Origin of the sequence: Herminiimonas sp. KBW02 (assembly GCF_003852535.1) — a bacterium.
Lineage (GTDB): Bacteria > Pseudomonadota > Gammaproteobacteria > Burkholderiales > Burkholderiaceae_D > Oxalicibacterium.
In genome coordinates this window covers 375,930-389,162 of record NZ_QAJP01000004.1, presented here as the reverse complement: position 1 = coordinate 389,162, position 13,233 = coordinate 375,930, and the positions used below count along the sequence as shown (strand labels likewise).

Sequence of the window (13,233 nt, the reverse complement as noted above, 5' to 3'; positions counted from 1 at the left end):
AGAAGCGAGATTATAGCAAAGCATTTCTCGCTATGTAAATGCCCTTTTGAAAAAATATTAAATATTTTTCCCCAGACGGGCCAATACGACCTCGCGACCGAACAATTCGACCACTGCATCGATAGACGGCGTCTGCAATTGACCAGTAATTAGCAAACGCAAAGGCATAGCCAGCTGTGGCATCTTCAGCTTGTGCGCAGCCAGCACTTCTTTCAATGTCGCGGACAAAGCTTCCTTGCTCCACGCCACTGTCTTCAGTTGCTCGACGTATTGCGCCAATGCCGGCTTGATTGCATCGGTCAGGTGCTGCTCCAGCAAAGCTGCATCTGGTGCCGGTTGACGATAGAACAGCATCGCTGCAACCGCCAGCTCATTTAATGTATTGACGCGTTCTTTCATCAGCGCGATGACAGTCGTCAAATCCGGCGCATTTTCAAACTGCGCACCCAGGCCTTCCATCACAGGACGTACCAGAGCGGCCAGACGTGTATTGTCAGCTTGCTTGATGTAATGGTTATTCAGCCAGTCTAGCTTTTCCGGATTGAATTGCGCAGGCGATTTGGTCAGGTGATCCAGATCGAACCATTGCGTGAACTGCTCCATCGAAAATACTTCGTCATCGCCGTGGCTCCAGCCCAGGCGTGCCAGGTAGTTCAGCATGGCTTCCGGCAAATAACCTTGCGCCGGGTAATCCATGACGCTGACCGCGCCGTGCCGCTTGGACAATTTCTCGCCATCGGTACCCAGGATCATAGGCAGGTGGCCGTAGTGCGGCAGGGTTGCGCCCAGTGCCTGCAGGATGTTGATCTGACGCGGCGTATTGTTAACATGGTCATCGCCACGGATCACGTGTGTAATCTTCATGTCGGAATCATCGACTGCCACGCAGAAGTTATAAGTAGGCGTGCCATCCGGACGTGCGATCACCAGATCGTCCAGCTCGCGATTTGAAATCGTGATCGAACCTTTCACCACATCGACCCAGGTCACGTCGCCTTCAGTCGGATTGCGAAAACGTACCACCGGCTTGCGACCTTCAGGGATAGCCGGCAAGGTTTTGCCCGGTTCCGGACGCCAGGTACCGTCGTAGCGCGGCTTCTCGCCTGCCGCACGTTGACGCTCGCGCATCGCTTCGACTTCTTCCGGCGACGAGTAGCAATAGTAAGCAGTACCCGCTTCCAGCATCTGACCGATCACTTCACGATAGCGATCCATGCGCTGCATCTGGTAGAACGGACCTTCGTCATGATGCAGGCCCAGCCATTCCATGCCTTCGATAATTGCCTGTACTGCTTCCGGCGTCGAACGTTCGAGGTCGGTATCTTCAATACGCAAAACAAAGGTGCCGCCGAAGTGGCGCGCATAGGCCCAGGAAAAAAGTGCGGTGCGCGCACCACCAACGTGGAGATAGCCGGTCGGGCTGGGAGCAAAACGGGTACGTACTGTCATGGCAAATAAAAACGGCCTTGGAGTGCCAAAGCCGTCCTGTATAAAAAGGCTATTTTACCTCGGCAGCCCCTGTCAGAGCCAGCCTTGCGCACGATATCGGCTACCCGGCAAATGTATATATAAATGCATATATATAGAAGCAACTATGACTGCGGGCTGCGCCTAAGGCGCTGTGACTGCTAAAATTAGGTCTTTATTACCTAAACGATCGCAAAGTACCGCCTTATGAGTAAACCATTGCCACGCAAATTATTCGTTACAACCGCTCTCCCCTACGCCAACGGCGCATTCCATGTCGGCCACATCATGGAATACATCCAGGCTGACATCTGGGTCCGGTTCCAGCGTATGCAGGGCAATGAGGTGCATTTTGTCGGTGCGGACGACGCACACGGCGCGCCTATCATGATTGCGGCAGAGAAAGCCGGCCTGACGCCGCAGCAATTCGTTGCCAACATTGCTGCCGGGCGTAAACAATACCTGGACGGCTTCCATATCGAATTCGATAACTGGAGCTCGACCGACAGCCCGGAAAACCACGAACTGTCGCGCGAAATCTATCGCCGCCTGCGTGACGATGCCAAGCTGATCACGACCAAGTCGGTCGAGCAGTTCTACGACCCGGTCAAGGAAATGTTCCTGCCGGACCGCTATATCAAGGGTGAATGCCCTAAATGCGGCACCAAGGACCAGTACGGCGACTCATGCGAAAACTGCAGCGCAGTCTACGCGCCGACCGACCTCAAGCATCCATACTCGACACTGACCGGTGCGACACCGGTACGCAAGTCGTCAGACCACTTCTTCTTCCGCCTGTCGGATCCGAAGTGCGTCGCCTTCCTGCGCGAATGGGCGCTGGACGGTCAACGCCTGCAATCGGAAGTAGCGAACAAAGCCAAGGAATGGCTGGAAGGCGAAGGCGGCCTCGGCGACTGGGATATCAGCCGTGATGCACCTTACTTCGGCATCGAAATCCCGGATGCGCCGGGCAAGTACTTCTATGTCTGGCTGGATGCGCCGGTCGGCTATCTCGCGACCCTGAAGAATTACTTCGACAAGACCGGCCGCGACTTCGACGCCTTCATGGCCGATCCGACTACCGAGCAGTATCACTTTATCGGCAAGGACATCACCTACTTCCATACGCTGTTCTGGCCAGCGATGCTGAAGTTCGCCGATATGAAAGTACCGAACAATGTGTTCGTGCACGGCTTCATCACCGTCAGCGGCGAAAAGATGTCCAAGTCGCGCGGCACCGGCATCTCGCCATTGCGCTACCTGGAAATCGGCATGAACCCGGAATGGCTGCGTTACTACATCGCCGCCAAGCTGAGCTCGAAAGTCGAAGATATCGATTTCACTTCGGAAGACTTCATCGCACGCGTCAACAGCGACCTGATCGGCAAGTACATCAACATCGCCAGCCGCGCTGCCGGTTTCATCACCAAAAAATTCGATGGCCGCGTGGCGACCGACTGGGCGACCAGCGATGATGCTTTCCTCAGCCGCCTGCGCAATGTCGCACCGGAAATCCAGGCTTTGTACGACCAGCGTGAATACGGCAAAGCCTTGCGCGCCATCATGGAACAGGCTGATGCGATCAACGCCTACGTCGATGCGAACAAGCCATGGGAACTGGCCAAGGATCCGGCCAAGGAAGGCGCGTTGCAGGAAGTTTGCAGCCGTTTGCTGGAAGCCTTCCGCATCCTGACCATTTACCTGAAACCGGTATTGCCGGCATTGGCCAAGCAGGTTGAAGCACAGCTCAATATTCCGGCATTGGAGTGGCCACACATCGTTACACCGCTGCCACATGGCCATCAGATCAATCCTTACACTCATCTGATGACACGTGTAGAGCCAAAAATGCTGGATGCGCTGTTCGATATGCCGGCACTGGTAGACGCAACCGTCGGCGTACCGACTGCGCCGTCGAACAAGGACAGCAACGGCAATGGCAATGGCAATGGCCACGCAATCGAAAGCATCGCGCCGGAAATCAAGATTGATGACTTTGCAAAAATCGATTTGCGTATCGCCAAGATCGTCAATTGTGAGCACGTCGAAGGTTCGGACAAATTGCTGCGCCTGACACTGGACGTCGGCGAAGGCCGCACGCGCAATGTGTTCTCCGGCATCAAGTCCGCGTACCAGCCGGAAGACCTGATCGGCAAACTGACTGTAATGGTCGCCAATCTGGCGCCACGTAAAATGAAGTTTGGTATCTCGGAAGGGATGGTGCTGGCTGCTTCTGCTGCGGATGAAAAAGCCCATCCTGGCATTTACATCCTGAATCCATGGCCAGGCGCAGAGCCAGGCATGCGCGTCGGCTAAGTCTTCTGTACCAGGAACAACGGCCATGATCGTCATCCGATGATCATGGCCGTTGTTGTATCCGGTCTGACTTCCGGGCTTATTTTTTAGTCTGCGTCTTATCCAGCCAGGCAAGCGTATCGGTCAGCACCTGCTCAGATAAGACCGGATCATCCATCAGCCGCGACAGCATCACTGCTCCCACCATCGTCGCCCACGCACCGGTAGCGGCCTGGCGCCGCTCCGCTGCATTTTTACCTTGCGCAGTCTGGGCAAAGCTCTCGATCCTGCCCTTCACGCTCTCACTCAACGCATGGCGCGTCGCCTCGGAAGAACGCACCGCCTCGGTACCCAGACTGGGGAAAATACAGCCCAGACCGGGATTGTCCCTGTGCTCGGGACTGAGATAGCTGGCTGCGAAATCCATCATATCCACCACCGGCGCATCCCCGGCCCGGAACGGCGTCAACACGTGCGTACAAGTCTGCGCGATCAAATCATCCTTGGATGCGAAGTGCCCGTAGAAGCCACCGTGCGTCAATCCGGCAGCTTTCATCACTTCCGCCACCGTCACGCCCTCAAAGCCACGCTCGCGAAACAGCGTGGCAGCAGCATCCAGTATCGCCTGTCGGTTTTCAGCAACCTGCTCACGGGTAATTTTCATGGCAACTCCTGCTTCCTGGAACTTACTTCCAAATTAATTTGAAATTATTTTCAAACCAAGGCTTGACATTATACATGACCATCATCATCATTACATTCATTATGATCATCATGATTAAATAAATCCTGATTTTATAAACACCGTAAGCACCGATCTCCCCTATACATGTCTCAGCAACAGCCCACACACCAAGGAAATGATATGAGCCAGCAAGATCGCAATACCCAAGTAACTACCGCCCTGATCACAGGCGCATCCACCGGCATAGGCGCGGTCTACGCTGACCGCCTGGCGCATCGCGGCCACAATCTGGTGCTGGTGGCACGCAACGCCAGCCGCATGGAAGAACTGGCCGCAAAGCTGCGTCAGGACACTGGTGTAGAAATCGAAGTCATCGCCGCCGATCTGACCAGAGCCGCTGACCTGGCCCGGGTCGAAGCCCGCCTGCGCGACCAGCGCGACGTCGGCATCCTCATCAACAACGCCGGAGCGGCAGCACCTGGCGGCTTTGAAACTTCAGACGTGGAAGCGCAGGACAACCTGATCAAACTGAATGTTACCGCCCTGACCCGCCTCGGTGCCGCCGTCATCCCGCGCTTCCTGGCACAAGGACAAGGCGCGATCGTCAACATCGCATCGGTCGTTGCACTGGCGCCGGAATTCCCGCTCGGCGTGTACGGCGCGACCAAGGCTTATGTATTGGCATACTCGCAGGCACTGCACGCTGAACTCGGCGCACGCGGCCTGTATGTACAAGCCGTGCTGCCGTCTGCTACCCGTACTGAAATCTGGGAGCGCTCGGGTCGTGATATTGAAGGGGTAGAAGGCGTCATGGAAGTCGGCGAACTGGTGGATGCGGCCCTGGTCGGTTTTGATCGCGGCGAGCTGATCACTATCCCTCCACTGCCGGATGAAGCGCAATGGGAAAGCTTTAACGCAGCACGCCAGGCCATGCTGCCCAACTTTGCGCAAACCCACGCAGCGACGCGCTACCAGTCTTAAAAACCAGGGTGCAGTACGAAGCAGCGCTGGCAAATAGCCCTGAATCGTATTGTCGCTACGGGGTCCTGCTGCTAACATGAGCCTTGCTGTGCCACGTGCGTGGCACGCATCGTTCATGAAGGCGCATGACCATGAAGCGGTTCAAGTTCTCCTTCCATCCGCGTTTAGTTGATGCTTTACGCGATTACGATGGCAGCAAGTTCTTTCAGGATTTGACTGCAGGCCTGACGGTGGGCATCGTTGCGCTGCCACTGGCGATGGCGTTTGCAATAGCCAGCGGGGTTAAACCTGAGGCCGGCATCTTCACTGCGGTGATAGGCGGTTTCCTGGTGTCCGCACTCGGTGGTTCACGCGTACAGATCGGCGGCCCGGCCGGCGCCTTCATCGTCATCATCTACGGCATCGTCGAGAAATACGGCGTTGCCAATCTGCTGATCGCCACCGTATTCGCCGGCATGATGCTGTGTGCAATGGGTGTATTCCGCCTTGGTTCACTTATACGCTACATCCCCGTACCCATCGTCATCGGCTTCACCAGCGGCATTGCCGTGCTGATCGCGCTGTCGCAGATGAAGGATTTCTTCGGCCTGCATATAGAGAAGATGCCGGGTGATTTCTTCGCACAAATCCAGACCCTCGCGCAAAATTTTGCCAGCTTTAATCCGACCAGCATCGTCATAGGCGTACTCTCGCTGGCACTGATTTTTGCGTGGCCGCTCTTGCTCAAACCCAAGACTGCAGAACTCGAATCACCATTAAACGGCCGCAACCATCGCATGCGCCGCCTGTTGCGCGCACTGCCCGGCACCATCATCGTACTGGTGCTGGCGACACTGGCGGTCAGCCTGTTTGACCTGAAGGTAGACACCATAGGCAGCAAGTTCGGTGGCATCCCGCAAGGCGTGCCCGACTTCCAGTTGCCGGAATTTTCATGGGCGCTGGTGCAGCACCTATTTGCGCCGGCCCTGACCATCGCGCTGCTCGGCGCGATAGAGTCGCTGCTGTGCGCGCGCGTCGCCGATAACATCACCGGTGATCGTCACGATCCGAACCAGGAATTAATGGCGCAAGGTATCGCCAATGTCGTGACGCCTTTCTTCGGCGGCATCCCGGCTACCGGCACGATAGCCCGCACCGTCACCAACATCCGCGCCGGTGCCGCGTCACCGGTATCCGGCATCCTGCATGCATTGACCTTGCTGGTGATCGTGCTGGTCGCGGCACCATTGGCCAACAGCATCCCGCTCGCAGCGCTGGCGGCGATCCTGCTCTATGTCGCTTACAACATGGGGGACTGGCATGAGTTTGCGCGGCTGCGGCATTTCTCGATGAACTACCGCATCCTGATGCTCTCGACCTTTTTCCTCACCGTCATCATCGACCTGACGGTGGCGGTACAAGTCGGGCTGGTGCTGGCCTGCGTCTTCTTTATTTACCGTATCTCCAGCCTGACGCGGATAGAACAGATACCGAATGAAGAAACCAGCGTCGAGCTGCCGCCGGGCGTCCATGCCTATTCGATTTTTGGTTCCTTGTTTTTTGGTGCGGTCGGCAAGCTGGAAGGTTTGATAGAACCCAAAGCGATGCCGGAGAAGGCGCTGATCCTGGAACTGCATCAATTGATCAATCTGGATGCGACCGGACTGGATGCGCTGGAAACGATACGCAAGTCACTACAGAAGCATGGCAGCCAGCTCATCCTGTGCGGCTTGAACCGTCAGCCGCGCGACTTGATGCGGCGCAGCGGCTTCCTTGACAGATTGGGCGAAGAGAATTGCCTGCCCAATCTGCAATCGGCGATTACGGTCAGTGCCGCAATCAATGAATAGAATTTAGCCGTAAGTCGGATCGGAGACCGAAGTACGCGTGACCTTGCCGGTAGTCAGATCGAAATGCACGTTGAAGAAACGCTCTATCGATGGCCCTTCGAGGTAACGCCAGTCCCAGACTTCTTCATTCTTCAGGTTGAATTTCCCTACGGTGCGCGGCTTGCCCAGCTTGCGCCGCACTTCATCCCGCGTCATGCCAACCTTGATGGTGGCAAAGTTATCGTTGGTCAACACTTGAGTGTAGTCGCGCAACTTGCCCTGCGCATCGATATCGACCATATAGGTGCGATGACCGGCCGGGCCTTTCGGATATTCCAGCGTACGTGAGCCGTTGTGCTCTTCCCATACCACCTCGGGCTCGCCCATCGTGCTGCGCACATCGGCCTCGGTGGAGACGCCCTTCGTCAATTTTTCCAAACCAAACTCCGATTGCTGGCAGCCCAGCATCAACAGGCTGCAAAAGAAACCCAATAAGGTACGCATGATTTTCCCCATTCTTACGCCCATCCGACGACACTGAACTGCGGCCAGCCTGCGACCGCCCGGCGACTTTCGTCCTTATTGCAGAAAACACATGATAACAAGATTGCTGGCAACAAAATAATGCCGCTTTGACATATCTGAGACACTTACCGTTTCCATAGCAGCTTAGCCGACAAGACAAGGTAAAATAGCGTCTGATTCTAACTTGTTGCCAATTTATTCATGAAACTTAGCAAACAGCACTCCGACTACCAGTCCGAAATTACTCAGTTCATCAATACGCTGAAAGAAAAAAACCCGCAACTGGAAGAGTCCCAGCGTGCAGGCCGTGCCTTGCTGTGGGATAAAACCCCGATCGACCTCGACCAGCAAGCGCGTAACCAGGCGTCCGCCGTCCGCCAGCAAGCCTACGTGTATCAAAACAAACTGAAATAAATGAGCAACAGCCCGAACACGATGCTCGCGCACTTGCCCTCAAGTGCGCCTGATCTTGTAGTCGAAGGCAGGCCGGATACCACGCCGGATGTCATCGACGGCGTTGCTTATGCACGCTTATACGGCGAACCCTTGTTCCGCATGCCGACGGATTTGTATATTCCGCCGGATGCACTGGAAGTCTTCCTCGAAGCCTTTGAAGGTCCGCTCGATCTCTTGCTGTACCTGATCCGCAAGCAGAACTTCAATATCCTCGACATCCCGATGGCGCAGGTTACCAAGCAGTACCTGCTATACGTCGACCAGATCCGTCTGCACAATCTGGAGCTGGCAGCCGAGTATCTGCTGATGGCGGCCATGCTGATTGAAATCAAATCGCGCATGCTGCTGCCGGTACGCAAGGCTGATACCGGCGAAGAAGCGGCCGATCCGCGTGCCGAACTGGTCCGTCGCCTGCTCGAATACGAGCAAATGAAACTGGCTTCGCAGCAAATCGACGCCCTGCCGCAACTGGGCCGCGATTATGTCCGCACGCAGGTTTACATCGAGCAAAGCATCGTCACGCGCTGGCCTGAAGTGGAAGTGGTCGATCTGCAGCAAGCCTGGGCAGACTTGCTCAAACGCGCCAAGCTGACCGCGCATCACATGATCAGCCGCGAAGAATTGTCGGTGCGTGAGCACATGACCGCTATCCTGCGTCGTTTGCAATCCACCAAATTTGTTGAGTTTGCCGATCTGTTCGACCCCTCGCGCGGTGTGCCGGTGGTCGTGGTCAACTTCGTCGCCCTGCTCGAACTGGCCAAAGAAACCCTGATCGAAATCACGCAGGCAGAACCGTTTGCGCCAATTTACGTACGACTGGCTTACGCACCTAGTTAGGCCCTCGCTCTCTCATCGCTGAAGTACTGTAGCGGCGACCAATTCACTAAGACAGATTTATGAAGATCATCTCTTGTATCGAAGAATTGCGCGATCATTTGCGCGGACAATTACGCACTGCTTTCGTCCCGACCATGGGCAATTTGCATGACGGCCACTTGTCCCTGATGCGCCTGGCGCGCAAGCATGGTGATCCGGTCGTCGCGTCGATTTTCGTCAATCGCCTGCAATTCGGCCCGAATGAAGACTTCGATAAATATCCGCGTACCTTCCAGGCTGACGTAGAGAAACTGGAAAAAGAAGGCGTCTACATCCTGTTTGCACCAACGGAAAAAGACCTGTACCCGGAACCGCAGGAATTCCGCGTGCGCCCACCGGATGATCTGGGTAATACGCTGGAAGGCGAATTCCGTCCCGGCTTCTTCTCCGGCGTCACCACCGTCGTACTGAAACTGTTCTCATGCGTACAGCCTAGCGTCGCCGTGTTCGGCAAGAAGGATTACCAGCAGTTGATGATCGTGCGCAATATGTCGAAACAGTTTGCACTGCCGACCGAGATCATCGCCGCCGATACCTACCGTGCCGAAGATGGCCTGGCCTTGTCGTCACGCAATGTGTATTTGTCAGCCGAGGAACGCGCTGAAGCACCTGCACTGTTCCAAAGCCTGAATGCGGTTGCCAATGAAGTGCGCAGCGGCCATCTGGATATATTTGAACTGGAACGCCAGGCCATGGCTGATCTCAGCAAGCGTGGCTGGAAACCGGATTACATCTCCATCCGCAAACAAAACAATCTGCAACCACCATCCGCCGGTGATATGGCACAAGGTGAAAAGCTGGTGGTACTGGCAGCCGCCAAACTCGGCGTCACCCGCCTGATCGACAATCTGGAAATTTAATGATGTGTGCCTGACCTGGAACACTGCAAATAGTCAGCCCAGGTCACGCGTCGTTGCCGAGCAGGTCGCAATAATCTTCTGCAACTGCTGCTGATGCGCTTCCACACTGCCATCGATATATAAGCTGGTACGGAAACCCTGTATCCCTGCAAGGGTGCAATCCATCGCCTTGCAGTTGAACTTCAATTGCATCATGCGCCCGCCCACCAGTGTATCCAGCATGATCGCGCAAATCTCGCCCGCCCTCACCGGCTCCTGCCCCATCACTCCCATGCCTTGCGCGGACACATCCACTGTATGAATTTGCGTAGTCGTCGCGCCACGCGTCATCAGCCCGCGTCGGCGAAAGACGAAGCGTTGTTCCTTGCGACGGGGTTCGGGATTGGGCAGGGCGGCATGCGCATTCATGAAGACACACTCTCCAGGATGAGTCAGTGTCTGCATGCTACCCATGCCGCATTACTGCTTGATGACAGCGCTCCGGGAGCGTTAAGCCTCTTTCGGCATCATCATTAAATCAGTCGCACCAATGTCGACGCGCTGCTGCGACAGCAAGGTCGTTACCTGTCCGCGATGATGGGTCTGATGATTGAACATATGCGTGACTGATTGCCAGGCCGGGCCGCTGCGCATGCTCTTGGTCATGCCGCTATACCAGCTAAAATCCTGTGCCAGCCAGTCTGCATCCAGGCTCGCAGCCCACACCAGCAACTCCTGGTCGAGCGTCGCCCGTGCTGCTTTCAACTCATTCCAGTCAGCATGTACATCGACGCCGCCGGGTGTGGTCGGCATCGCACGTTCCAGCGCCGTACCTTTGGTGAAACGTCCCAGCCACATCGCATCGCCCCATACCAGATGGTTCAGGGTCGAGTGTATGGATTTGAAAAAAGCGCCGCGGTCAGCCTTGCGCTCGGTATCACTTAACTGCTCGCTGGCGGTGTAAATCTTGTCGTTCATCCAGCGGTTATAACGTGCCAATAAATGTGCGTATTCAGGTGTAATCATTTCTTTCCCAGCCACTGCACGAGATCCTGCCACTGCTCCAGGTCCCGCTCTACTCTTGATGGTGCGATATCCCAAACGGTGCTACCATGCGCGGCGAGCTGCACATAGTTTTGCGTATCACGCAAAAAGCCCAGCACCGATATGCCGAGTCCATTGACGTATTGCGTCAATTGATCAGCGGCGCGGGTACGGCCATTCACGCGCATGCCGAGTACGCCCAGATCGAATTTCTCTTTGCGTTCTGCCAGCTTTTGCAAAAACTCCTGCGTCGCCAGGATATCGAACATCGACGGTTGCAAAGGCACGATGACCTTATCGGCGATCTGCATGACTTTCTCAAAGCGCTTGCCACTGAAACCGGCTGGCGTATCGAGCACGATATGCGTCGTACCTTTGGGCGGTTTGGCGACATGGCCGTCATCAATTTCCCACGCCTGAATAGTCGGCAGCGTAGCGGGTCGCAACGATAACCAGGAACGGGAAGATTGCTGTACGTCGACATCGCCCAACATCACACTATGACCCTGCGCGGCAAAATACCCGGCTACGTTGGTGGCTAGCGTGCTCTTACCTACGCCGCCCTTGGGATTGGCGATAACGATCACTGGCATGAATTTCCCCTTTTAATGTGGTATTCCGCACTTGCTGCTGGCACTCGGATGAGGCCAGACTGGAAGTCAGGCTGTGGGGCTAATGTCCCGGCAGCCCGCAAATTGATTTTCAGACAAGAATATCATGCTGTGTTGCAAGGTCAATACGCCATTTTCCTGACAGTGCCTGCGTAGCAGGAATACTACAGTCAGCGGGGAATCGCTGTCAGATCAGGCCCGGTAGTCGGGCAAGGCGCGCAAGGCAGCCAATAAAGGGCGCACCGCATCCGCCAGGCGCTGCAGGCTGGCTTCGCGCAATTGTGCGGTATCTACCGTCACATCGCTATCCAGTCCTGCCCAGCGCAACAAGGCCGAGCAGGCAGACGGAGTATCGAATAAACCATGCAGATAGGTACCCAGCACATGATCGTCACCAGAACGCGCACCTTCTGCGCGCCCGTCTATCATGAAAGCAGGATTGGAACGCGCCGCACCTTCGGAGGTACCCATGTGTATCTCATAACCGTTGACATCGGCATCGGCAAACGCACATGTACCGCTGACCTGCTCCAGACGCTTTTCACGTGTCAACTCGGTGGCGATATCCAGCAAGCCCAAACCTTGCGATACACCAGGTGCGCCTTCTACACCATGCGGGTCAGCCACCGTCATGCCCAGCATTTGATAACCACCGCAAATGCCGATGATCTTGCCGCCGTAACGCGCATGGCGCAGCAATGCTTCGCGCCAGCCGTTGGCGATCAGCCAGTCGAGGTCGCCGCGGGTGTTCTTACTGCCTGGCAGGATAATCAGGTCGGCAGGCGGGATAGGCTGCCCCGGCCCGACCAGTTGCAGATCAACGTCAGGATGCGCACGCAAGGCATCGAAGTCGGTGTGGTTGCTGATGCGCGGCGGTACCGGCACCACGACACGGAAAGCACCGCGCGCAGCCTGCGTGGTTTCCACCGCATCTTCTGCATCAAGGAATAAACCGTGCAGATAGGGGAGAACCGCCAGCACCGGTTTACCGGTTTGCTCTTCCAGCCACTTCAGGCCGGGTTCCAGCAAGCTGATATCGCCACGGAAACGGTTGATCACAAAACCAACGGTGCGCTTGCGCTCGCTCTCGGACAGACACGCCAGCGTACCGATGATGTGGGCAAACACACCGCCCCTATCGATATCTGCCACCAGAATCACCGGGCAATCCACCGCTTCGGCGAAGCCCATGTTCGCGATATCGCGTGCGCGCAAATTCACTTCGGCCGGGCTGCCTGCACCTTCGACCAGCACTGATTCGTATTGTGTTTTCAGACGTTGATAAGACTCCAGCACCGCCTGCATCGCGACCGGCTTATACGCATGGTAATCGCGTGCATTCATATCGCTGCGCGCCTTGCCATGAATAATCACCTGCGCACCAGTATCGCTGGAAGGCTTGAGCAAAATCGGATTCATATCCGTATGCGGCTGCAAACCTGCCGCCACCGCCTGCAAAGCCTGCGCCCGTCCGATCTCGCCGCCATCTGCAGTCACTGCACTGTTGAGCGCCATATTCTGCGGCTTGAACGGTACGACCTTGATGCCTTCCTGCGCCAGCAAGCGACACAAGGCCGCAACCAGCGTGGTTTTACCGGCATCCGAGGTGGTGCCTTGCACCATCAGTGTGTCTAGCTTCATATCGC

13 protein-coding genes are annotated in these 13,233 nt (G+C 55.9%); 6 read left to right on the top strand and 7 right to left on the bottom strand.

Annotation, left to right across the window (positions count from 1 at the left end; all coding sequences use genetic code 11):
- Positions 1–57 precede the first annotated feature (57 nt).
- Complete coding sequence (gltX, locus tag DBR37_RS06185; protein ID WP_124573599.1) at positions 58–1,449, bottom strand: glutamate--tRNA ligase; 1,392 nt, start codon at positions 1,447–1,449, stop codon at positions 58–60.
- Positions 1,450–1,674: 225 nt separating this feature from the next.
- Between gltX and metG the strand changes: the two genes are divergently transcribed.
- Positions 1,675–3,783, top strand: coding sequence for a methionine--tRNA ligase (gene metG, locus DBR37_RS06180; protein WP_124573598.1), 2,109 nt, complete (start codon positions 1,675–1,677; stop codon positions 3,781–3,783).
- Positions 3,784–3,862: 79 nt separating this feature from the next.
- On the opposite strand, the gene DBR37_RS06175 is transcribed toward metG, so the two are convergent.
- The gene (locus DBR37_RS06175; RefSeq protein ID WP_124573597.1) at positions 3,863–4,426 is read right to left on the bottom strand and encodes a TetR/AcrR family transcriptional regulator; all 564 of its coding nucleotides are present in this window, start codon (positions 4,424–4,426) and stop codon (positions 3,863–3,865) included.
- 201 nt (positions 4,427–4,627) lie between these two features.
- Here DBR37_RS06175 and DBR37_RS06170 point away from each other — a divergent pair, with 201 nt between their 5' ends.
- The gene (locus DBR37_RS06170; RefSeq protein ID WP_124573596.1) at positions 4,628–5,428 is read left to right on the top strand and encodes an SDR family oxidoreductase; all 801 of its coding nucleotides are present in this window, start codon (positions 4,628–4,630) and stop codon (positions 5,426–5,428) included.
- A 131-nt stretch (positions 5,429–5,559) separates the two neighbouring features.
- Complete coding sequence (locus DBR37_RS06165; protein ID WP_124573595.1) at positions 5,560–7,257, top strand: SulP family inorganic anion transporter; 1,698 nt, start codon at positions 5,560–5,562, stop codon at positions 7,255–7,257.
- 3 nt (positions 7,258–7,260) lie between these two features.
- On the opposite strand, the gene bamE is transcribed toward DBR37_RS06165, so the two are convergent.
- The gene (bamE, locus tag DBR37_RS06160) at positions 7,261–7,740 is read right to left on the bottom strand and encodes an outer membrane protein assembly factor BamE (RefSeq protein WP_124573594.1); all 480 of its coding nucleotides are present in this window, start codon (positions 7,738–7,740) and stop codon (positions 7,261–7,263) included.
- Positions 7,741–7,962: 222 nt separating this feature from the next.
- Here bamE and DBR37_RS06155 point away from each other — a divergent pair, with 222 nt between their 5' ends.
- From DBR37_RS06155 to panC, 3 genes are read left to right on the top strand one after another with little or no spacing between them, the layout of a single operon-like run.
- Positions 7,963–8,175, top strand: coding sequence for a DUF3460 family protein (locus tag DBR37_RS06155; RefSeq protein WP_124573593.1), 213 nt, complete (start codon positions 7,963–7,965; stop codon positions 8,173–8,175).
- Positions 8,176–8,196: 21 nt separating this feature from the next.
- Entirely contained in the window at positions 8,197–9,054 is an 858-nt protein-coding gene (locus DBR37_RS06150) for a ScpA family protein (RefSeq protein WP_124574175.1), read from the top strand.
- Between the two features lie 59 nt (positions 9,055–9,113).
- Positions 9,114–9,953 (top strand): pantoate--beta-alanine ligase, encoded by an 840-nt coding sequence (gene panC / locus DBR37_RS06145; RefSeq protein ID WP_124573592.1) that lies wholly within the window; start codon positions 9,114–9,116, stop codon positions 9,951–9,953.
- Between the two features lie 33 nt (positions 9,954–9,986).
- On the opposite strand, the gene DBR37_RS06140 is transcribed toward panC, so the two are convergent.
- From DBR37_RS06140 to DBR37_RS06125, 4 genes are all read right to left on the bottom strand, one after another.
- Positions 9,987–10,397 (bottom strand): PilZ domain-containing protein, encoded by a 411-nt coding sequence (locus DBR37_RS06140; protein ID WP_124573591.1) that lies wholly within the window; start codon positions 10,395–10,397, stop codon positions 9,987–9,989.
- A 45-nt stretch (positions 10,398–10,442) separates the two neighbouring features.
- Entirely contained in the window at positions 10,443–10,958 is a 516-nt protein-coding gene (locus DBR37_RS06135; RefSeq protein ID WP_124573590.1) for a DinB family protein, read from the bottom strand.
- Entirely contained in the window at positions 10,955–11,569 is a 615-nt protein-coding gene (locus DBR37_RS06130) for a ParA family protein (RefSeq protein WP_124573589.1), read from the bottom strand. Before DBR37_RS06130 ends, DBR37_RS06135 begins: the two co-directional genes overlap by 4 nt.
- 210 nt (positions 11,570–11,779) lie before the next feature.
- Positions 11,780–13,210 carry a cobyric acid synthase gene (locus DBR37_RS06125; RefSeq protein ID WP_124574174.1) on the bottom strand — a complete coding sequence of 477 codons (1,431 nt, stop codon included), beginning with the start codon at positions 13,208–13,210 and terminating at the stop codon, positions 11,780–11,782.
- Between the last annotated feature and the right edge of the window lie 23 nt (positions 13,211–13,233).